This window comes from Pseudomonas sp. AG1028, from assembly GCF_007993955.1.
Classification (GTDB): domain Bacteria; phylum Pseudomonadota; class Gammaproteobacteria; order Pseudomonadales; family Pseudomonadaceae; genus Aquipseudomonas; species Aquipseudomonas straminea.
Genome location: NZ_VIVP01000006.1, coordinates 29,360 through 50,684, shown reverse-complemented (window position 1 = coordinate 50,684; position 21,325 = coordinate 29,360). Strand labels below are relative to the sequence as shown.

Here is a 21,325-nt window from a genome sequence, read left to right as displayed (position 1 = left end):
CTAGCGGTAGGAGCAGATCATCGCCAGAAACTGGTTTTCGGTGCTGGTGCCGTGGGGTGCGGCTTCATCCCAGAGAAGCAACTCGCCGTTGTAGTAGGCGAAATACAGCGCGCCTTCCTGATCATCGCGCTTGGCGAAGCCGCACACCGCCAGGTCATCGCCGGCCGCATTGGCCGCCGTACCGAACAGGGTGTCGAATTCGACGCCATCGGCATCGATGGCCGTGAACAGACTGGCCTTGGCCGACTCGATATCCGCTTCGCTCGGCGTGACCTGCACCCGGGTTGGGTTGATCTTGCCGGTCACCGGCACCTGCAACGCCGGCGGCTTGCCGGGCGTGGTGCAACCGGTCAGCAACAACAGCACCGCGAAACCCGCCATCAGGCTCTTCATCTGCTCACTCCCAAGTCGATGCCGGGCTATATGTAGCAGCGGCGCCGCATTGTATGCCAGATCGGTGCGTCACGCCGGTTAGGGCCGGCGTGACAGTTGGACTCGTGGCGACCGGCGATTCCGAAGCGTGCCGCTTTGGCTGGCATCGACCGAACCGGCGCGCTAAATTGCGCCCTTGCCTGCCCTCATTCCGGAGCTTCCATGACCACCGACGACACCTGCGCCGATCTGCTGCTCGACAATCAGGTGTGCTTCGCCCTGCATTCGACCTCGCTGATGATGACCAAGGTCTACAAGCCGCTGCTCAAGAAGCTCGGCCTGACCTATCCGCAGTACCTGGCGATGTTGGTGTTGTGGGAAGGCGACGGCATCACCGTGAGCGAGATCAGCGCACGCCTGCTCACCGACCCGGGCTCGCTGACCCCGCTGCTCAAGCGCCTGGAAGCCGAGGGCCTGATCGACCGCAAGCGCAGCAGCACCGACGAGCGCGTGGTGCATCTGCACCTCACCGACAAGGGCCGCGCCCTGCACGCCGAGGCCCGACAGATTCCCGGCTGCATCCTCGACGCCAGCGCCCAGACGGCAGATCGCCTGGCCAGCCTCACCGCGGAACTGACAGCCCTGCGCAAGCAACTGCAGGACAGCCTCTGAGCACAGGCGTGCAATCGACAGGTAGTAGCCCGGATCTACACTGAGCATCGTCGAGACGATTCAGGTTCGCCAATCTTGCGATTTCTCGAAAATACCTTGCGCGCAAACTAAATAACAACTAGAGTTCACATCGAGTAGTTAAATTGCGCGCCAACAAACACCGCACAAATCAAATACGAGGATTTCACCATGTCTATCGAAACCGTTGCCTACCGCGCCTACGCCGAAGCCACTGGTGGCCGTGAAGGCCGTGCCATTTCCTCCGACGGCGTGCTCGACGTCGCGCTGACCACACCGAAGGAGCTGGGCGGCGCTGGCGGCCAGGGCACCAACCCCGAGCAGCTGTTCGCTGCCGGCTACTCGGCCTGCTTCCTGGGCGCGATCAAGTTCGTCGCGGCTCGCGACAAGCACAAGGTTTCGCCGGACAGCTGGATCGAAGGCATCGTCGGCATCGGCGCGGTGCCCACCGGCTTCGCCATCGAAGTGGAATTGAAGATCACCCTGCCGGGCCTGGATCGTGAAGAGGCCAAGGCGCTGATCGACAAGGCGCACATCGTCTGCCCGTATTCCAACGCGACCCAGGGCAACATCGACGTGACTCTGACGCTGGTCGAGTAAGCGCCCGCCGCACCAACGCAAACGCCCCGGCATGGACCGGGGCGTTTGCGTTTTCTGCCGTCAGGCAGCGCGGCTTTGCAGGTGCTGGATCGCCCCGCTCCTCCATGCGCTACCGAGCACCTCCTGCAACAGCGGCTGGGCGAAGTAGCGCTCGAGGTCGGCAGGGCTGCGCCAGCGGCTGTGCAGCTGCCAGCGTCGGCGATCACCTTGCAGTTCGAACGCCAGGCAACCGTCCAGCCGGCGTGTCGGCTCCAGCAGGTCACGCAGGTAGCCACCCAGTTCCTCACAACGGCCAGGAGCGGCTTCGAGAAAGGTGATGTGGGTTTGCAGGGTCATGTTTTTCTCCCTAGATCCAGTCGGCAATGCCACGGCGGTTTCGCCGTGGCATTGCCCTGTCAGTGAATGCTTGCCGTCGGGCGCACCACCAGTTCGCTGACGTCGACGTCCGCCGGCTGCTCGATGGCATAGGCCACGGCCCGGGCGATGGCCGACGGGCTGATGGCCACCTTGCGAAATTCGCGCATGGCGTCGCGGGCGCCTTCATCGGAGATGCTGTCGGCCAGTTCCGATTCCACCACGCCAGGCGACACCAGGGTGACGCGGATGTCGCCACCGACCTCCTGACGCAGGCCGTCGCTGATCGCCCGCACCGCGTATTTGGTGGCGCAGTACACCGCCGCGGTCGGCGAGACCCGGTAGGCGCCGATCGACGCCACATTGATGATCTGCCCGCTACGCTGGGCCTGCATGACCGGCAAGGCTGCAGCGATGCCGTGCAGCACGCCGCGGATGTTGACGTCGATCATGCGATTCCACTCGTCCAGCTTCAGCGCCTCGATCATCGACAGCGGCATCACCCCGGCATTGTTGAGCAGCACGTCGACGCGGCCGTACTCGGCCATGGCGGCATCGACGAAGGCCTGCACGTCGGCCGCATCGGTCACGTCCAGGCGACGGGCGATGGCCTGACCGCCGGAAGCGCGAATCTCCTCCACCAATTGCTCGAGGCGCTCGACCCGGCGGGCGCCGAGCACGACCCGCGCGCCCTTCTCGGCCAGCAAGCGCGCACAACCTTCGCCAATGCCACTGCTGGCGCCGGTGATGAGTACGACTTTTTCTTGGATATTGTTCATGGTGCGATCCTCTGGTCAGTGCGGCAAACCGTGCCGCGATGGATCCAGAGTAGGAGCCGAGGTCCCTTTCACGTTAGCCGGATACTGGAACATTCTTGCCTGATCGTGCGGATCTGCGTAAAGAATCTGCCAGAGGCGGCCCATTGTGGGGCATGCAGCGCAGGTGATTGCCTAATGCTGCGCAACGCTTGCCCAATACTCCGAAGATCGATGGCCGCGCAGGACGTCTGGGCAATTCCCGGATAGGCTTCGCACAAATTCGCGAGTGAGTTCATGATGCAAACAGACCAGCCTGATGACCTGGCCCTTCGCCAACGCGAACTGGCCCACCTGATTCAGCAGAACACCCCGACCGAGGGCATGCACGATACCCTCATCGACGGCCTGGGGCTGGCCTACACCACGGCGCCCAGCCTGCCCATGCCGACGCTGTACCGGCCGTGCCTGTGCATCATCGCCCAGGGCCGCAAGGAAATTCGCCTGGGTGCCGAGCAGTATTACTACGACCCGCTCAATTACCTGGTGGCCTCGGTCACCCTGCCGGTCACCGGCCAGGTGATCGAAGCGACCCCCGAGCAGCCCTACCTGAGCGTGCGCCTGGACATCGACCCGGCGGTGATCAGCGAACTGCTCTCCGCCGCCGGGCCGATCGGCCTGCCGGCGCCCGGCCCGAGCCGCGCGTTGTTCGTCGATCGCCTCGACGCATCGATGCTCGATGCGGTGATTCGCCTTCTGCGCCTGCTCGACACGCCCCGCGACGCAGCCATGCTGGCGCCGCTTGCGCTGCGCGAGATTTTCTATCGCCTGCTGCGCAGCCCCCAGGGCCAGCGCCTGCGCGAAATCGTCATGGCCGACAGCCAGAGCCATCGTATCGCCCGCGCCATCGAATGGATCAACCGCCATTACGACAAGCCGCTGCGCATCGAAGAACTGGCCCGCGAGGTCAACCTCAGCGCCTCCACCCTGCACCACCGCTTCAAGGCCGTCACCGCCCTGAGCCCGTTGCAGTACCAGAAGCAGCTGCGCCTGCAGGAGGCGCGCCGGCTGATGTTCAGCGAAGGTTTGGAAGCGGCATCGGCGAGCTTTCGCGTCGGCTACGAGAGCCCCTCGCAATTCAGCCGGGAGTACAGCCGCCTGTTCGGCGCCCCGCCGCTGCGCGACATGCACCGCCTGCGCAACGCGGGTTGAGCGCTGGAAGGCAAAAGCGGTCGGTGACCGTAGGATGGGTGAAACCCATCAAATCGCGATGGGTTTCACCCATCCTACGGCCTTCACCTGTGGGAACGGCCCATGCCAGTGATTTTTCGCGGGTATGGCCCGCTCCCACAGATGATCACCACGCCGTCCTGAGGGAGCAACTGGCCGCTCCCGCCACTTTCCAGTCCGCCTCGATGAATCCGAACGCAGCGACGAAGCCGTCTCTCAGAAACGCTGAGTGACGGTCGCCGTCACTGTCCGCTCCTCGCCCAGATAACACGCCACAGCCGAGTAGCAGGACGCCACGTAGTACTCGTCGGTGAGGTTGCTGGCGGTGAGCTGCAGCGATGTTCCCTTCAAGCCGACCTGGCTCAGGTCATAACCCACCGACGCATCGAACAGCGTATAGGACGGCACGTTGAAATCGTTCAGCTCGCTGCCCTCGCTGTGGCCGACATAGCGCGCACCGGCACCGACGGTCAGCCCGGCCAGTGCGCCATCGCTGAAGCGGTAGTCGGCCCACAGGCTGGCCATTCGCTCGGGCGTCTGCGGCGGCGTATTGCCCTTGGCGTCCACCACGGCGGCACCATCGTTGACGAAGTAGGATTTGCTGTAAGAAACGTCCGCGTAGGTGTAGCTGGCGATCAGTTGCAGGTTGTCGACCGGCTTGAAGCGCGCCTCCAGCTCGACGCCACGTGACCGGATGCCGCCCACGCCCTTGTAGAAGCTGTCGGTGACCAGGCTGTTTTCCTTGGCGTACAGGTTCTCCATTTCCAGGTTGAAGAACGACAGGGTGTACAGATCGTCCGTCCCCGGCGGCTGAAACTTGAGGCCGGCTTCCCACTGCTCGCCGGTGGTCGGGTCGAGGATCTGCGCACCGCTGGAGTAATTGGAGGTCGGGTTGAACGAGGTCGAATAACTGACATAGGGCGAGAGGCCGTTATCGAATGCGTAGAGCACGCCGACGTGGCCGCTGAGCTTCTCCCCCTGGTTATCGTCCTTGCCGCTGATCTCGTCATCGATGGATACGTCGTACCAGTCCTGGCGCAGGCCGAAGGACAGGTTCCAGTTGTCGATCTCGACCAGGTCCTGCAGGTACAGGCCGGTCTGCTTCTGCCGCCGCAGGGCATCGTTGATCGAACGCAGGGCCGTCAGGTCACCGTAATCCTGCACCGGGTCGAACACGTCGATGGGTGCGCCTGCGGTATCGCTCTGGGCGGCGATCTTGTTCTTCGAGTACTGATAATCCAGGCCCAGCACCAGGGTGTGCTGGGCTGCGCCGGTGGCGAAATCGGCCTGCAGCATGTTGTCGACGATCCAGGCGTGCAGCTGCTCCTGGCCGCCACTGTAGCCGCGGCGCAGCTGGTTGCCACTGACGTAACCGGAACCCCAGACCTGGCTGTTCGACACCCGGGCATCCAGATAGCGGAAGTTCTGCCGCGCGCTCCAGGTGTCGTTGAAGCGATGCTCGAGTTCATAACCGAGCATCTGCTGGGTGCGGGTGAACTCGTCGAGCGCCGGGTCGCCCTCGAAGAAGCTGCTCGAGATACGCCGCCCATCACGTTTGTGCACGGTACCGGAGGCCGGCAGGCTGCCGTGATAGCCGCCGTTGGGGTCGTCCTGCAGATAGGCGTAGAGCGTCATGAAGGTGTCGTCACTGAGGTTCAACGCCAGGCTGGGCATCAGCGCATAGCGCGTCTCGGTGACGTGATCGGCCTGGGCATCGGCGTCCTTGGCGAGGCCGACCACCCGGTAGGCGACGTTCTCGCTCAAGGGCCCGGTGACGTCGAAGCCCAAAGACTTGCGGGCGTTGTTGCCATAGGACAGGTCGACCCGGCCGGACTGGGTGAAATCCGGTCGCTTGGTGCTGATGGCCGCCAAGCCGCCCGGGTTGCTGCGCCCGTAGAGCACCGAAGAAGGCCCCTTGAGAATGTCGATGCGCTCGATGAAGTACGGGTCGATCTGCAGGCTGCTGTAGGAGCCGGGATCGCCCATGGACTTGAGGCCATCGATGGTGATGTTGTCCACCGAGCCGTCGTTGATGCCGCGAATCGCCAGGTAGTCGTAACGGTGGGTGTTGCCATAGGGGTTGGTCAGCACGCCCGGGCTGTAGCGCATGGCATCGGCAGCGGTGAGCGCGCCCTGGCGCTCGATCTGCTCGCGGGTGACCACCGATACGCTCTGCGCGGTTTGTGCCAGCGCCTTACTGGTCTTGGTCGATACGCTGCTGTGGGTGGCGTTGTAGCCATCCATGCTGCCCAGCGCATTACCCAGCGCGAAGGCGCGCACATCGGTGCTCTCCAGCTCCAGCGAAGCGCTGCCGGTTGGCGCCGCGGCTTCCAGGGAGTAGCCGCCGCTACCATCGGCGACGACCTGCAGGCCGCTGCCCTGCAGCAGCCGCACGAAGCCCTCGTCGACACCCGCCTCGCCCTGCAGGCCCGGGCTCTGCTTGCCGGCAGTCAGCCGCGCATCGACCGACAGCAGCACGCCCGCCTCCGCCGCGAAACGGCTCAGCGCCGCCGACAGCGGCCCAGCCGGAATCTGGTAGCTGCGCGTCACCTGCTGATGGCTGCCGGCATCGATGGCCTGGGCCTGCACGAACAGCGGCGAACAGGCCGTCAGGGCCAGGGTAGCCAGGCGGATCGAACGGCGCAGAGCAAGGGGCGAAAAGCAGAGCGGTGACGACATGCAGCAGTCCTCGTGACATCGCCCGCGCAGGGTGCGCAAGGGCCGGATGTACTGAGGCCAGGCGAGATCGAAAAAGGGGAACCGCATTCGCAAAAATAATTTCACCGGCAGGCCATCAGCCGGTCAGCGGCTCTACCGTTACCCACCAGGGCAACCGCCGATTGACGCGGATCGGCAGGCTGCCGGCCAGGGCGTCGAGAATGCGCCCGGTGTCGCCCAGCGGATAGGCGCCGACCAGGCGCAGATCGGCCACCCGCGGGTCGCAGCCCAGGTAACCGGGCACGTAGTCGGCCAGTTCGGCAATGAAATCGTCCAGGCGCCGGTCATTGGCCAGCAACACGCCGCGGCTCCAGGCCTGGCGCGCCGGGTCCGCGGGCTCGCTGGCCGAAATGTCGCTGGCGCTGAAGCGCACCTGCTGGCCGGCCTGCAACACCTGGGCGGCGCGTGCGGGCGACGGGTCGATACGCACGGCCCCGGCGAACACGCTGAGCAGGGTGAAACCCTCGCCTTCGCGCACGCTGAACCGGGTGCCGAGAGCCTGCAGCCGCCCGTGCCGGGTATCGAGCAGCAGCGGGCGCGGGTCCTTAGCGGTGTCGAGCAGCACCTCGCCCTGCAGCAGTCGCAACAAGCGGGTCGAGGCGCTGTAATCGATGTCCACGGCGGTGCGACTGCCCAGCCAGAGGTGACTGCCATCGGCCAGGCACAGATCCCGGATTTCCCCGGTGCCGGTACGCTCGCTGGCCAGCCAGGTGCGCCAAGGCCGGCCCTGCCCGGCAGCCGCCAACAATCCTGCGCCACCCAGCACGGCGAACAGTCCGAGCACCTGCCGCCGGCTGCGTGCAGGGCTGCGCAGGGCCTGAGCCGCGGCGCGCCGGCGGGTGTCGGCAGGCAGCCTGGCGAACTGGCTGCTGATCGCCTCGACCCGCTGCCAGGCCGCCGCATGTTCGGGGCGAGCCGCCAGCCATTGCTGCCAGACACGCTGCTGCTGGGCGCTGACTGGCGGATCGGCCAGCACCGCGAACCACTCGGCAGCCTGCTGCAAGGCAGCGTGATCAGGCGCCACGGCTCAACCCTCGGCCAACAGCAGGCACTGCAGCATGGCCTGGGCCATGTACTTCTTGACCATGCGCTCGGACACCTGCAGGCGCGTGGCGATGGCGGCGTAGGTCAGCCCGTCGAGCTGGGAAAGCAGGAACGCCTCGCGCACCTTGGCAGGCAGGCGCAGCAACATGGCATCGATGGCCAGCAGGGTTTCGATGATCAGCTCGGTGGTTTCCGGCGACGGTGCGTGCGGTTCCGGCTGCATCGCCAGGGCTTCGAGGTAGGCGCGCTCGATCGCCTGGCGACGCCAGTGGTTGACCAGCAGCGAATGGGCGATGGTCGACAGATAAGCCCGCGGCTCACGCAGTGACGGCACTTCGCGGTGCTTGGCGAGCAGGCGCACGAAGGTGTCCTGGGCCAGATCCGCGGCGTTTTCCGCGCAGCCCATGCGCTTGCGCAGCCAGCCGTTCAGCCAGCCGCTGTGCTCGAGATACAGCTGCTGCAAGGACTGCTGGGGGGAAACGAACGACATCGAGCACACCATCACCGTGCGGAGATAACGCACGAATGGTAATGCTTCTCAGAAACAAATTACAGGTATTCTTAACTCAGCCAGAGGGCGCCCTGCTATCAATCAGAGGTTGATTGGCCGGCGCCCTGCCAGAGCGTGAGCCAGCGTGCCGCCATCGACCAGCTCCAGCTCGCCACCCAGCGGCATGCCGTGGGCGATGCGCGAGGCGACCATGCCTTTGCCGGCCAGGAGTTGGGCGATGTAATGCGCGGTCGCTTCGCCTTCCACCGTCGGGTTGGTGGCCAGGATCACTTCACTGAACTGCCCCGCCTCGATACGCGCCAGCAGTTCGGGAATGCCGATGGCCTCCGGCCCCAGGCCGTCGAGGGGCGACAGGTGGCCCTTGAGCACGAAGTAACGCCCGCGAAAGCCGGTGTGCTCAACGGCATACACGTCCATCGGCCCCTCCACCACGCAGAGCAGGCTGTCGTCGCGGCGCGGGTCTTCACAAATCTGGCAAAGCTCGCTCTCGCTAAGGCTGCGGCACGACTTGCAGTACCGCACGCCCTCCATCGCCTGGCTCAGTGCCTGGGCCAGCCGCTGAGCACCATTGCGGTCGCGCTCGAGCAGTTGCAGCGCCATGCGCTGGGCGGTCTTCTGGCCGACACCGGGCAGGATGCGCAGCGATTCGATCAGTTGGCGGATCAGGGGGCTGAAGCTCATGGGGCAGTGCTCGAAGAGGGTAAGGCGTGAAGATTTAACAGGCCGTAGGATGGGTGAAACCCATCGACGATTGATGGGTTTCACCCATCCTACGCGGCCCGACGCATCCTACAGGGCGGGCCATACCCATATCGCGGGCATGGCCCACTCCCACATGGAAGCGGCCTTAGAACGGCATTTTGAAGCCGGGCGGCAATTGCATGCCAGAGGTCATGCCGGACATCTTGTCCTGGCTGTTGGCTTCGATCTTGCGTACGGCGTCATTGACGGCGGCGGCGATCAGGTCTTCGAGGATTTCCTTGTCTTCCTGCATCAGGCTGTCGTCGAGGCTGACGCGCTTGACGTCGTGGCGACCGGTCATCACCACGCTGACCAGGCCGGCGCCGGACTGGCCGGTGACCTCGGCGTTGGCCAACTCTTCCTGCATCTTCTGCATCTTTTCCTGCATCTGCTGCGCCTGCTTCATCAGGCCGGCCATGCCACCTTTCATCATGATGTTGTCCTCGGTAGTCAGGGATTAACGACGTTATCGACGGGTTCGATACTGCCCGCACGCACGGAGGCGGCGAACTGGGAAATCATTTGCTGCACCAGCGGATCGTTCTGGATCGACGCCTCGGCTTCACGCTGACGATTGGCGCGCTTGCGGGCGGCGGCCTGGGCCGGGGTTTCCTGCTCGGGCTTGATCAGTTCGATGCTCAGCTGCATCTCGCGGCCATGATAGGCGTTGAGGGCATCGTTCAGTCGGCGCTGCTGGGTCGCGTTGAACAGTGCACTGTGGCCGGGGTCCAGGTGCAAGAGCCACTTGTCCCCTTCGGTGGCGATCAGCGTGCAGTTGGCGGCGATGCTGCCGGTCATGCCGCTCAGGCCGAGCTTGGGGAACAGCTCGAGCCATTCCGCGGCCAGGCCGGTGGCGGGCATCGCGGCAGGCTCTGGCTCAGGCTCGGCCTGGGGCTGATCATCGCCGAGCGCATCGGCGAAATCGTAATCCAGGTTGTCGACGTCCATCGACACGTAGTCGTAGTCGCCGGGTGGCGGCTCGTCATCGCTGTCCGGCGGATTGAGGTCGCTGGTGTCGATCACCGGCACGTCGGCCAGTTCCGGAACGGGCAGCTCGGCGGCAGGTTCGGGCTGCGGCTCGGCTACGGCGGCAGGCTGTTGCGGCGCGCGTGCTGCGGCGACCGGTTCGGGGGACGGCGCAGGTGCATGTTCTGGTGCTGGCGCTTCGCTGACCGGCGCTACGGGGGCCTCGGGCTCGACTGCGGCCGGCATCTCTTCCCATGGCGGCGTGACAATCGGTGCGGCGGCAACAGGTGCAGCCACTGCGGGTGCGACGACCGCAGGCGCAGGCTGCGCAGCAGGCGGCTCGACGGCGGCCGGCGCCGGCTGGCTGGGCACCGCGGGCTGGCTTGGCGTGGCAGGCGCCTGGGGTGCAGCGCTGGCAATGGCTGGCGACGCAGCAGGCGCTGCGTCGGCCACCGGGGTTACCTGGGGATCAACCTTGGCCTGGCTGATCCCCAGTGGCTTTAGCGCCACCTTCGGGGCATCGCCCTCGCCCGCCGGTCTGAATGCCAGCATACGCAACAGCACCATCTCGAAACCGCTGCGCGGATCCGGCGCCAAGGGCAGGTCGCGACGGCCGATCAGGCCCATCTGGTAATAGAACTGCACGTCTTCGGCCGGCAGCGCCTGGGCCAGTTGCAGAACCCGCTCGCGGTCGCCCTGGCCGTTGTCCACCGCATCGGGCAGCGCCTGGGCGATGGCCACGCGGTGCAGCACGTTGAGCATCTCGGCCAGCACGCCACTCCAGTCCGGGCCCTGCTCGGCGAGCTGACGCACCGCTTCGATCAGGCCGCGGGCATCGCCTTCGATCAGCGCATGCAGCACGCCGTACACCTGACCGTGGTCGAGGGTGCCGAGCATGGAGCGCACATCGGCCGCCAGTACCTTGCCCTCGCCAAAGGCGATGGCCTGGTCGGTGAGGCTCATGGCATCGCGCATCGAACCGTCGGCGGCGCGGCCGAGCAGCCAAAGGGCATCGTCCTCGAAAGGAATGTTCTCGGCGCCGAGTACGTGGCTCAGGTGCTCGACCACCCGCTCGGGCGGCATGTTCTTCAAGGAGAACTGCAGGCAGCGCGACAGCACGGTGACCGGCAGCTTCTGCGGGTCGGTGGTGGCGAGCAGGAATTTGACGTGGGGTGGCGGCTCCTCGAGCGTCTTGAGCAACGCGTTGAAGGAGCTGGTGGACAGCATGTGCACTTCGTCGATCAGGTAGACCTTGAAGCGCCCACGGCTGGGCGAGTACTGCACGTTGTCAAGCAGCTCGCGGGTGTCTTCCACCTTGGTGCGGCTGGCGGCGTCCACTTCGATGAGGTCGACGAAACGACCTTCGTCGATCTCCCGGCACACCGAACAGGTGCCGCAGGGCGTGGAGCTGATACCGGTTTCACAGTTCAGGCACTTGGCGATGATGCGCGCGATGGTGGTCTTGCCGACCCCGCGGGTGCCGGTGAACAGATAGGCATGGTGCAGACGCTGGCTGTCGAGTGCGTTGATCAGCGCTTTCAGCACATGGGTCTGCCCGACCATCTCGCGAAACGACCGCGGGCGCCATTTGCGTGCAAGAACCTGATAACTCATTGAAAACCGTCGCCAGAGGAAAGCAAAAGAGCGCTAATGCTAGCTCAAGTCGGCCTATCAGTGCGACGCCGATCAGCGCACAGAAAAAGATCGAATCAGGGCTGGCTAATTTTTATACAGCCGCGTATAGTCCGCCCCGTTCGTACCACGCTGCAAGTCATCCGGCCCCCGGGCCTTCCTGATGGTTTCCTGGCAATCGGCATCCAATCGATGCACGTATCTCTGCCATGACCCCCTCCGCTGACTGATCTGGCCGTCTCGCTCATGCGCTGACCTCGCCAGTCTTCCGAAGTACAGACCCGCTACAGCAAGCCGCTAGAGAACCCTCTGCATTGCCATTGTCGCGTTGAAACCAGGCTCGTCGAAATGCTCGTTTACAGCTCGTGAACGGCGCTTTCTCGCCTGTCTTCGCCTCGCAGTGGCGGCCTCGCTCAGGTTCCCAAATGGCCCGCTGGTCCACCCTAGATAGGTTGAACTTAAAAGCGCGCAGCTCGCTCCGATAACCAATCCCGTTGGCATGAGCCAATGACCGGAGCCCTATTTTTATGGCGCGATCATGCGCCTGCAGTACAGGAACACCCGAATATGAATACAACTCAACAAATCCAGAACGCTATCCATACCCTTTCCAACGCATTCGCCCCGTTGGCCTGCCATATTCTGGCGCCGCGCAAGGGCAGCTTCAGCTTCACCGTGGTTGACCACACCGGTGTGGCTCAGCATACCCAGCGCCTCTACCCCGGCCAGTACGGCGCCGAGACGCTGCCAGGCGTGATCGAGCGTACGCGCCAGGCACTGCGTCGCTGATCACCGAGATAAAAGCGAAAATTTTCGAACATAAGTGAGCGAAAACGCACCCATCGTCGAACTAAATGATTTCCAGCCACTCATAGGGGTTCCTACGTAAAACTGGAGTTCGTCAATGGAAAATGGTCATCGACAGCTTGTCGAGAAGCTATTCGCCCCACTACGTGCCACCTTCAGTCGGCCTCGCCCGGACGGTAGCGTCGTTCTCTCCCTGATCGATGAAGCGGAAACCACCGCCTACAGCCGGGTCTTGCAGAAACTGCAGATCAATGACTCGAACGCTTTCAATCAAAGCCTCGAAGATATCCGCCTGGAGTTGGCCGTCAGAGCCGGCAACATCCCGGCCGAGATGCGCAAAGTGCTCAAGGAGCAGGACAGCATCATCAGCTACCACCACGCCTGATCGCCGTCCCAGCCGAAGCCCCGCTGCCCACAAGACGCGGGGCTTCGTCGTTTCTGTGGTTAGCTTGGCGTGAAGCGGTAATGCCCTGTGATGGGAAAGCGAAACAGGATGGCCTCCTCCCGCGTTCCGGCGCCGATATTGTGCAGGATCAGTGGCTCGCCCGCCGAGGACAGCCGGTCGGACACGATGCCGATGTGGGTCTGGCCGCGGCCCAGATCCCAGGTGACGATATCGCCGGCTCGGTAATCACCGGCTTCGCGACCTATCTGCAGCGCCATGCCCTGACGTTTGAACCAGATCATCAGATTAGGTACGCGGCGGTGGTCGATGTTGCGATCCGGGCGCTTCAGCCCCCACTGCTTGGGGTACGCCGAAAAATTCGCCGCCATGTCCTCGTGTACCGCCTTCTGCAAATCCAAGCCCTGCAGGCGCAGGGCGCGGATCACCACATCGGTGCACACGCCGGTCTGTATCGGCACGTCGCCGCCGGGGTAGGCGATGCGCCGGTAGGCGGGATCGTAGGACAACGTCACACCCACCTGCTCGCGCGCACCGCTCACCAGCGCTGCCGGCTCGATGGCCGCTACCTGCAGGCTCAGCAGGCAGCCCAGCAGCAACAATCCGATTCTCAGCACTTCCTGCCTCCTTATAATCGCGAAACCGTTCGACACGCTCTCTTCTTTATCCGGTAATTTTTTGCGACAGTATGGCTGGGCACGGTTGAAGCCTTATTGGGATGCCCCCATCACTAGATAACGTCGTCAAGCATGGATGCCTTGGACAATGCGCATACCACCTGATGAGGAGACCACCATGAGCAGCACCGACAAGCAGCAGTCACCGCAGTCCGATACGTCATGTGAGCTCGCCCACGGCGCGCTGATCGATCCCAACGGTCGTGAGATTCCGATTACTGAAAGCATGATCCAGCAGGCCTGCAACGAGCTCGACAAGGGCACGGCCGCCGAACGCAAAGACTCGCCTCACTGACCGTTCACCTGCGCATCGTCACTTCAAGCTGATCACGCGCGCACCCAGCGCGCTGATCAGCGCGCTCAGCGGCTCGTCCGAGCCCTCCAGCTGTACGTCCAACCCTTCTATTTCACGCCTCACCGGATAGCGCTTGCGCAGCAGGTCGAAGCCGGCCTTGCGCGCCTGCTCGTCCACCACCAGGCTGCGGCGCAGATCGGCGTCGTCACGACGTGGGTCGTAGATCGCCCGGCATACGGTGGCCAGCGCCCAGGCCGGATCACTGCCGGCGGCGATGCTCAGGCGCTGCAGCCAGCGTCGCGGCGTCAATGACTCCAGAGAAATCATCGCCTCGATGCCCTGGGCGCGGCAGAACGCCTGGTAGATCTGCGCGGTGCCGCGCAGCTTGCCCTCCAGGCTGTAGCCGGCGATGTGCGGCGTGGCGATATGACACAGTGCAGCCAGTTCGAGATCGACCAGCGGCTCGCCCTCCCAGACGTCCAGCACCACATGCAGATCGGCGCGGCGCTGCAGCAACGCACAGAGCGCCGCGGTATCGAGCACCTCACCACGGCTGGCGTTGAGCAACCAAGTGCCCTGGCGCAGTTGTTCCAGCAGCTCGGCGTCCAGCAGATGGCGGGTGGCGAACTCACCATCGCGCGTCAGCGGGGTGTGCAGGCTGATCACGTCGCACTGCTCGATGATGTGTTGAAGGCTCACATAGTCGCCGCCCTCCGCGCGCTGCCGTGGCGGATCACAGACCAGCACACGCCAGCCAAGGCCGCGCAGCACCTTGATCAGCCGCTCACCCACCTGCCCGGCGCCGACCACACCATAGGTGCGCTGCGCCAGTTCGGCACCCAGGCGTTCGCCGAGCACCAATAGGCTGCCCAGCACGTAGTCGACCACCCCACGGGCGTTGCAGCCCGGCGCGCTGCTCCAGGCGATGCCAGCTTCGCTGAAGTAATCGAGATCTAGGTGATCGGTGCCGATAGTGCAGGTGCCGACGAAGCGCACCGGGCTGCCCTGCAGCATCGCGCGGTCGACGCAGGTTACAGAGCGCACCAGCAGCACATCGGCGTTGGCCACCGCCGCGCGGTCGATGGCGCGGCCAGGCAGCCGCTGAATCTCACCGAAACCGGCAAAGAACTCGTCGAGCAGGGGAATGTTTTCGTCAGCAACGATGCGCATGGCAGTTCTCCACAAACCGGCGGGCATTCTACTCGCAAGTGCGGCACTCTGCCTTTCCTGACCGATCCGTCAGCGGGTAAACTGCGCGGTTTTCTCTGCCCTGTGAACCTCGTCATGCCTGCCCACTCCCGCCTGCAGCGGGTGCGCACCGAACTGCGCACGTTGCTCGCTCTTGCCCTGCCGATCATCGTCGCGCAACTGGCCTACACCTCGATCGGCTTCGTCGATACCGTGATGTCCGGGCGTTTCAGTGCCCGCGACCTGGCCGCCGTGGCCCTGGGCAACTCGATCTGGGTGCCGGTGTTCCTGCTAATGACCGGCATTCTGCTGGCCACCACGCCGAAGGTGGCGCAGCGTTTCGGTGCCGGGCAACTCGACGAAATCGGCCCACTGGTACGCCAGGCGCTCTGGTTGGCGCTGGCGGTCGGCAGTATGGCGGGCGTTTTGTTGTGGAACGCGGAGTTCGCCCTGTGCGTGATGAAAGTCGATGAAGACCTGATCGAGCCCGCCATGGGCTACCTGCACGGCGTGGCCTTCGGTTTCCCCTGCGTGGCGCTGTATCACGTGTTGCGCTGTTACAGCGACGGCATGGGTCGCACACGACCGAGCATGGTGATCGGCCTGCTCGGCCTGCTGCTGAACATCCCCCTCAATTACGTGCTGATCTACGGCAAGCTCGGCATCCCGCCGCTTGGCAGCGTGGGCTGCGGCTGGGCGACGGCAGGCGTGATGGCCTTCATGCTGCTGGCGATGATCGTCTGGGTTCGGCGCGCCTCGGCCTATCGGCAAACCACGCCACTGCGCCGCTTCGAGCCACCACGCTGGGCGCCGATCAAGCGCTTGCTGGGTATCGGCATGCCCATTGGCATTTCGGTATTTGCCGAGGCCAGCATCTTTTCGGTGATCGCGCTGCTGATCGGCGGCCTGGGCGCTACCGTGGTGGCCGGCCACCAGATCGCCCTGAACTTCGCGTCGCTGGTGTTCATGATCCCCTACTCCATCGGCATGGCCGCCACCGTTCGCATCGGCCAGGCACTGGGCCGCGGCGCCCCGCGTGACGCACGCTTCGCCGCCGGCGTGAGCATGGTCACCGCCCTTGCGTACGCCTGTGTATCGGCGAGCTGCATGTTGTTGCTGCGCGAGGACATTGCCGCGATCTACACGCCGGCACCCGAGGTCATCGCCCTGGCGGCGAGCCTGATCGTCTATGCCGCGCTGTTCCAGTTCTCCGACGCCATCCAGGTCACGGCCGCAGGTGCATTGCGTGGCTATCAGGACACCCGGGCGACCATGATCATGACGCTGTTCGCCTATTGGGGTATCGGCCTGCCGGTCGGCTATGTGCTCGGCCTGACCGACCTGTTCGGCCCAGCCAGCGGCCCGGCAGGACTCTGGGAAGGACTGATCGTCGGCCTGACCTGCGCCGCGTTGATGCTCACCTTGCGGCTGAAAACAAGCGCCAGGCGGAGGATTCGGCTGCAGCCGGTTGCAGCTACTTCGGCTTAATGCAGTGATTTTCTGGGTATCGCTGCGCTCACATTAGTAAGCAATAGACAGCGATCCCTTGTGGGAGCGGGCCATGCCCGCGAATGGCAGGTGTGGGCTACGCGCCAGCTCTGGTTTCCTCAAAAGCAGGTCGCCCTATAGCTCAGGTCACCCGATCAAGCCGGACTTCGTCGCGTCCCATCTAATCGAATCGCGGGCATGGCCCGCTCCCACAGGTAGGGTGTCGATGACTGCTATTTGCGAACTGCTCAATCGATCTTCTTGCGAATCCAGTACAGATAAGTCTCGGCATCCTGCGCCTGCTCCACCAGCTCGTGGCCGAGAAACACGCAGAACTTGGGAATGTCGCGCTGGGTCGAGGGGTCGGTGGCGATGATCTTGAGCAGGCCGCCGGCCGGCAGGTCGCGCACCTTGTTGTGCAGCATCATCACCGGTTCGGGGCAGAACAGGCCGGTGGCGTCGAGGGTGTCGTCAGGGGTTGCATCGAGCATCACGGGCTCCGCTTGATCATTCTTGCTGCATTCGGGAAGTGGCTGCCGGCACGGGCAGCTCACCGTTCAAATTCGCTCTATTTGCTCAGCCGGCGCAGGTGGCAGGTCACTTCCTCGCGGTCGTGATACAGCTGCTTGCAGGCGATGCTCGCCTTGACCTTGCGCGCGGCCAGGCCTTCGGCAATGCGTTCGAGCAGGCGCTGCACCTCGGCGTAGCGCTGCTTCATCGGCAACTTGAGGTTGACCACCGCCTCGCGGCAATGGCCCTCGCCGATCCAAGTTTCCAGCAGCGCGGCGCTGCGTGCGGGCTTCTCGACGATGTCGCAGACCATCCAGTCCACCGGCTGCTTGGGCTTCCAGGTGAAGCCGTCGACCATCAGGTGCTTGACCAGGCCGGTGTCCATCAGGCTTTCGGCCATCGGGCCGTTGTCGATGGCGGTCACCAACATGCCGCGGCGTACCAGCTGATAGGTCCAGCCACCCGGTGCGGCGCCCAGGTCGACACCGGTCATCTCGTCCGACAGGCGCTCATCCCACTGCTCACGCGGAATGAAGGTGTGCCAGGCCTCTTCGAGTTTCAGGGTCGAGCGGCTGGGCGCCTCGCGGGGGAACTTGAGGCGCGGAATGCCCATGGGCCAGATCGCCGAGTTGTTTGGCGCGGCTATGCCGAGAAATACCTCGCGGCCACTCTTGAAGGTCAGCAGCAGGCGCGGCGCACGGGCGTTCTCCGTCAGCTTGCCGGCGCCGCTCAGGGCCTTGCGCAGCGGGCCTTCGAACTTCTTGCAGAAGCCGGACAGCGCCTTGCCGTCGTTGGTGTCGAACACTTCCAGCCACAGGCTGCCGAAAACCGGCAGCGGCGCCAGGTGCTCGAGCAACACGCTGATGCGATCCTTTTCGGGCAGCTCGATGAAGCTGCCGCGCGCCCACTGGCGGATGAAGATCAACTGGCTGAAGCGCAGCCCGGCCATCAGCCGCTCGGCGCCCGCCTCGTCACTGCAGATGAATTCGGCGCAGGCGGTGTCCGGCTTGGCCTTGGCGTAGCCGGGCACGTCGAGACGCGCAGCATGCTCGGATATCTCCGAACACACCTCGTTCTCGAATCCGGGGCGGCAGTGCAGTAACAAAGTCTTCATTTAAGCATCTCCATAGGCCGCGCATGATAGCGAAAACTGGAACCCAGGGCCTCTGCTCCCTGTCCAGAGAACAGCATCCCGGCATCGCCGGCTGCGCCTGCGGGCTATGCTCGACAGGCGCACGATCAGGCGACGGCTCACCGCAAGCCGCACGAGCCTGGCCAAGGGAATCATCGCGCAGGGCCACAGAGCCCCTGCCAAACCAGAACGGCTTGTACCGTGCAAGCCACAAGGAGATGCACGATGTCCTCCATCGATAGCCTGAACTGCCGCCGCACCCTCGACGTGGACGGTAAATCCTACGATTACTTCAGCCTGCCGGACGCCGCCAAACAGCTGGGCGACATCGACAAGCTGCCGGTTTCGCTCAAGGTACTGCTGGAAAACCTGCTGCGCTGGCAGGACGACAAGACCGTCACCCAGGATGACCTGCAAGCCATCAGCGACTGGCTGCACAAGCGCAGCTCCGACCGCGAAATCCAGTACCGCCCTGCCCGCGTATTGATGCAGGACTTCACCGGCGTACCCGCCGTGGTCGATCTGGCCGCCATGCGCGACGCCATGGCCAAGGCTGGCGGCGACCCACAGAAGATCAACCCGCTGTCGCCGGTTGACCTAGTGATCGACCACTCGGTGATGGTCGACAAGTTCGCCAGCCCCGAGGCCTTTGGCGAGAACGTCGAGATCGAGATGCAGCGCAACGGCGAGCGCTACGCGTTCCTGCGCTGGGGCCAGAGCGCCTTCGACAACTTCAGCGTGGTGCCGCCGGGCACCGGCATCTGCCACCAGGTCAATCTGGAATACTTGGGCCGCACCGTGTGGACCAAGGACGAAGACGGCGTGACCTACGCCTACCCCGACACTCTGGTCGGCACCGACTCGCACACCACCATGATCAACGGCCTCGGCGTGCTGGGCTGGGGCGTCGGCGGTATCGAGGCGGAAGCGGCGATGCTCGGCCAACCGGTATCGATGCTGATTCCCGAAGTGATTGGCTTCAAGCTGACCGGCAAGCTCAAGGAAGGCATCACCGCTACCGACCTGGTGCTGACCGTCACCCAGATGCTGCGCAAGAAAGGTGTAGTCGGCAAATTCGTCGAATTCTATGGCGACGGCCTGGCCGAGTTGCCCCTCGCCGATCGCGCCACCATCGCCAACATGGCGCCGGAATACGGTGCCACCTGCGGGTTCTTCCCGGTCGACGACATCACCCTGGATTACCTGCGCCTGTCCGGCCGCCCGGATGAAACCATCAAGCTGGTCGAGGCTTATTCGAAAGCTCAGGGCATGTGGCGCCAGGCCGGCAGCGAGCCGGTGTTCACCGATACGCTGGAGCTGGACATGGGCCAGGTCGAAGCCAGCCTGGCCGGCCCCAAACGCCCGCAGGATCGCGTTGCCCTGCCCCAGGTCGGCCAGGCCTTCGAAGACTTCCTCGGCCTGCAACTCAAGCCGCCGCGTAAAGAGGAAGGTCGCCTGGAAAGCGAAGGCGGCGGTGGCGTGGCCGTCGGCAACGCCGCGCAGAACGAGATCCACTACGAGATGGACGGCCAGCGACACCCGCTGAGCGACGGCGCCGTGGTGATCGCGGCGATCACCTCCTGCACCAATACCTCCAACCCGAGCGTGATGATGGCCGCCGGCCTCCTGGCCAAGAAGGCCGTGGAGAAAGGCCTCCAGCGCAAGCCCTGGGTCAAGAGCTCGCTGGCGCCGGGCTCCAAGGTGGTGACCGAGTATTTCGCCGCCGCCGGGCTCACCGAATACCTCGACAAGCTCGGCTTCGACCTGGTCGGCTACGGCTGCACCACCTGCATCGGCAACTCCGGCCCGCTGCCGGACCCGATCGAGAAGGCCATTCAGGAACATGACCTGACCGTCGCCTCAGTGCTCTCCGGCAACCGCAACTTCGAAGGCCGCGTGCACCCGCTGGTGAAAACCAACTGGCTCGCCTCGCCACCCCTGGTGGTCGCCTATGCCCTGGCCGGCAGCGTGCGCGTGAATATCGCCGAGGAGCCGCTGGGTGAAGACCGCGACGGCAACCCGGTGTACCTGCGCGACATCTGGCCCAGCCAGAAGGAAATTGCCGAGGCCGTACAGAAGGTCGACACCGCCATGTTCCGCAAGGAATACGCCGAAGTGTTCGAAGGCGACGAGCAGTGGCAGGCCATCCAGGTGCCGGAAGCCGACACCTACACCTGGCAGAACGACTCCACCTACATCCAGCACCCGCCGTTCTTCGAGGCCATCGACCAGGCGCCGCCGGCGATCACCGACATTGCCGATGCGCGCATCCTGGCGCTGCTCGGCGACTCGGTGACCACCGACCACATCTCCCCGGCCGGCAACATCAAGGCCGACAGCCCGGCCGGTCGCTACCTGCGCGAACAAGGCGTCGAGCCGCGCGACTTCAACTCCTACGGCTCGCGCCGCGGCAACCATGAAGTGATGATGCGCGGCACCTTCGCCAACATCCGTATCCGCAACGAGATGCTCGACGGCGAGGAAGGCGGCATCACCCTGCACGTGCCGAGCGGCGAGAAACTGGCGATCTACGATGCCTCCATGCGCTACCAGCAGGAAGGCACACCGCTGGTGGTGATCGCCGGCAAGGAATACGGCACCGGCTCCAGCCGCGACTGGGCGGCCAAGGGCACCAACCTGCTGGGCGTCAAAGCGGTGATCGCCGAGAGCTTCGAGCGTATCCACCGTTCCAACCTGGTGGGCATGGGCGTGCTGCCTCTGCAGTTCACCGGCGGCGCGGATCGCAAGAGCCTGGGCCTGACCGGCAAGGAAACCCTGGCGATCAAAGGCCTGGACGGCGTCGAGGTGCGCCCGCACATGCCGCTGACCCTGGAAATCACCCGTGAGGACGGCAAACTGGAAAGCGTCGAGCTGCTGTGCCGCATTGACACCCTCAACGAGGTCGAGTACTTCAAGGCCGGCGGCATCCTGCACTACGTGCTGCGTCAGCTGATCGCCGGTTGACGATCACCCGCGCAGCGTCGCTGCGCGGGACTTTCCATAACCCGGGTCGAGCCCAGCGACACCCGGGTTTCTTTTGCTCGCTCGAACGTGCCCGCCCACCCTCGACCAATGGACCGTCGTTTTACCGGCGTCAAAACGTTCCACGCCTTGAAAGTTGGGTACACTGCAGGCCTGCCACGCGTAAGCGATAACCATAAAAGCGTTGCCTGTAGGATCGGCCTTTTTAGCCCACATGTGGGCCAGGCCCA

The 21,325-nt window shown here is 64.4% G+C and carries 21 protein-coding genes; 8 read left to right on the top strand and 13 right to left on the bottom strand.

Annotated elements, in window-relative coordinates:
- Positions 1-393, bottom strand: a complete 393-nt coding sequence (locus FB481_RS11060; RefSeq protein WP_093501639.1) for a hypothetical protein — start codon at positions 391-393, stop codon at positions 1-3.
- A 201-nt stretch (positions 394-594) separates the two neighbouring features.
- Here FB481_RS11060 and FB481_RS11055 point away from each other — a divergent pair, with 201 nt between their 5' ends.
- A complete protein-coding gene (locus FB481_RS11055) occupies positions 595-1,044 on the top strand; it encodes a MarR family winged helix-turn-helix transcriptional regulator (protein WP_093501641.1) in 450 nt (149 codons plus the stop codon).
- A gap of 189 nt (positions 1,045-1,233) precedes the next feature.
- Positions 1,234-1,662, top strand: a complete 429-nt coding sequence (locus FB481_RS11050; RefSeq protein ID WP_073264773.1) for an organic hydroperoxide resistance protein — start codon at positions 1,234-1,236, stop codon at positions 1,660-1,662.
- 60 nt (positions 1,663-1,722) lie between these two features.
- Here FB481_RS11050 and FB481_RS11045 read toward each other — a convergent pair whose 3' ends face one another.
- Positions 1,723-1,998: a putative quinol monooxygenase gene (locus FB481_RS11045; RefSeq protein WP_147176370.1), complete on the bottom strand. Its 276-nt coding sequence runs from the start codon at positions 1,996-1,998 to the stop codon at positions 1,723-1,725.
- A 59-nt stretch (positions 1,999-2,057) separates the two neighbouring features.
- Positions 2,058-2,795 (bottom strand): SDR family oxidoreductase, encoded by a 738-nt coding sequence (locus FB481_RS11040; protein WP_093501645.1) that lies wholly within the window; start codon positions 2,793-2,795, stop codon positions 2,058-2,060.
- Positions 2,796-3,071: 276 nt separating this feature from the next.
- Between FB481_RS11040 and FB481_RS11035 the strand changes: the two genes are divergently transcribed.
- Complete coding sequence (locus FB481_RS11035; RefSeq protein ID WP_093502504.1) at positions 3,072-3,983, top strand: AraC family transcriptional regulator; 912 nt, start codon at positions 3,072-3,074, stop codon at positions 3,981-3,983.
- A 234-nt stretch (positions 3,984-4,217) separates the two neighbouring features.
- Here the strand turns inward: FB481_RS11035 and FB481_RS11030 are convergent, their stop codons facing one another.
- From FB481_RS11030 to dnaX, 6 genes are all read right to left on the bottom strand, one after another.
- Positions 4,218-6,680: a TonB-dependent siderophore receptor gene (locus FB481_RS11030; RefSeq protein WP_093501647.1), complete on the bottom strand. Its 2,463-nt coding sequence runs from the start codon at positions 6,678-6,680 to the stop codon at positions 4,218-4,220.
- 115 nt (positions 6,681-6,795) lie between these two features.
- Positions 6,796-7,743, bottom strand: coding sequence for a FecR domain-containing protein (locus FB481_RS11025; protein WP_147176369.1), 948 nt, complete (start codon positions 7,741-7,743; stop codon positions 6,796-6,798).
- Positions 7,744-7,746: 3 nt separating this feature from the next.
- A complete protein-coding gene (locus tag FB481_RS11020) occupies positions 7,747-8,253 on the bottom strand; it encodes a sigma-70 family RNA polymerase sigma factor (RefSeq protein WP_093501651.1) in 507 nt (168 codons plus the stop codon).
- 102 nt (positions 8,254-8,355) lie between these two features.
- Complete coding sequence (recR, locus tag FB481_RS11015) at positions 8,356-8,955, bottom strand: recombination mediator RecR (protein ID WP_147176368.1); 600 nt, start codon at positions 8,953-8,955, stop codon at positions 8,356-8,358.
- Between the two features lie 166 nt (positions 8,956-9,121).
- Positions 9,122-9,448, bottom strand: coding sequence for a YbaB/EbfC family nucleoid-associated protein (locus tag FB481_RS11010; protein WP_042555660.1), 327 nt, complete (start codon positions 9,446-9,448; stop codon positions 9,122-9,124).
- A 17-nt stretch (positions 9,449-9,465) separates the two neighbouring features.
- A complete protein-coding gene (dnaX, locus tag FB481_RS11005; protein WP_147176367.1) occupies positions 9,466-11,595 on the bottom strand; it encodes a DNA polymerase III subunit gamma/tau in 2,130 nt (709 codons plus the stop codon).
- A gap of 585 nt (positions 11,596-12,180) precedes the next feature.
- Between dnaX and FB481_RS11000 the strand changes: the two genes are divergently transcribed.
- Together FB481_RS11000 and FB481_RS10995 are read left to right on the top strand one after the other, a co-directional pair.
- Positions 12,181-12,402 (top strand): hypothetical protein, encoded by a 222-nt coding sequence (locus FB481_RS11000; RefSeq protein ID WP_147176366.1) that lies wholly within the window; start codon positions 12,181-12,183, stop codon positions 12,400-12,402.
- Positions 12,403-12,517: 115 nt separating this feature from the next.
- Positions 12,518-12,805, top strand: a complete 288-nt coding sequence (locus FB481_RS10995) for a DUF3509 domain-containing protein (RefSeq protein ID WP_093501658.1) — start codon at positions 12,518-12,520, stop codon at positions 12,803-12,805.
- Between the two features lie 59 nt (positions 12,806-12,864).
- On the opposite strand, the gene FB481_RS10990 is transcribed toward FB481_RS10995, so the two are convergent.
- Positions 12,865-13,437 (bottom strand): DUF1287 domain-containing protein, encoded by a 573-nt coding sequence (locus tag FB481_RS10990; RefSeq protein ID WP_178109877.1) that lies wholly within the window; start codon positions 13,435-13,437, stop codon positions 12,865-12,867.
- A gap of 181 nt (positions 13,438-13,618) precedes the next feature.
- Here FB481_RS10990 and FB481_RS23180 point away from each other — a divergent pair, with 181 nt between their 5' ends.
- Positions 13,619-13,795 (top strand): PA1571 family protein, encoded by a 177-nt coding sequence (locus FB481_RS23180; RefSeq protein WP_167363101.1) that lies wholly within the window; start codon positions 13,619-13,621, stop codon positions 13,793-13,795.
- Between the two features lie 18 nt (positions 13,796-13,813).
- Here the strand turns inward: FB481_RS23180 and pdxB are convergent, their stop codons facing one another.
- A complete protein-coding gene (gene pdxB, locus FB481_RS10985; protein ID WP_147176364.1) occupies positions 13,814-14,965 on the bottom strand; it encodes a 4-phosphoerythronate dehydrogenase PdxB in 1,152 nt (383 codons plus the stop codon).
- Positions 14,966-15,013: 48 nt separating this feature from the next.
- On the opposite strand from pdxB, the gene FB481_RS10980 reads away from it, so the two are divergent.
- Positions 15,014-16,471, top strand: coding sequence for an MATE family efflux transporter (locus FB481_RS10980; protein ID WP_372239566.1), 1,458 nt, complete (start codon positions 15,014-15,016; stop codon positions 16,469-16,471).
- Positions 16,472-16,719: 248 nt separating this feature from the next.
- On the opposite strand, the gene tusA is transcribed toward FB481_RS10980, so the two are convergent.
- Both tusA and rlmM read right to left on the bottom strand, forming a co-directional pair.
- Positions 16,720-16,962, bottom strand: a complete 243-nt coding sequence (tusA, locus tag FB481_RS10975) for a sulfurtransferase TusA (protein WP_147176362.1) — start codon at positions 16,960-16,962, stop codon at positions 16,720-16,722.
- A 77-nt stretch (positions 16,963-17,039) separates the two neighbouring features.
- The gene (rlmM, locus tag FB481_RS10970; protein ID WP_147176361.1) at positions 17,040-18,095 is read right to left on the bottom strand and encodes a 23S rRNA (cytidine(2498)-2'-O)-methyltransferase RlmM; all 1,056 of its coding nucleotides are present in this window, start codon (positions 18,093-18,095) and stop codon (positions 17,040-17,042) included.
- Positions 18,096-18,338: 243 nt separating this feature from the next.
- Here rlmM and acnA point away from each other — a divergent pair, with 243 nt between their 5' ends.
- Positions 18,339-21,077, top strand: a complete 2,739-nt coding sequence (acnA, locus tag FB481_RS10965) for an aconitate hydratase AcnA (RefSeq protein ID WP_147176360.1) — start codon at positions 18,339-18,341, stop codon at positions 21,075-21,077.
- Positions 21,078-21,325: the final 248 nt, after the last annotated feature.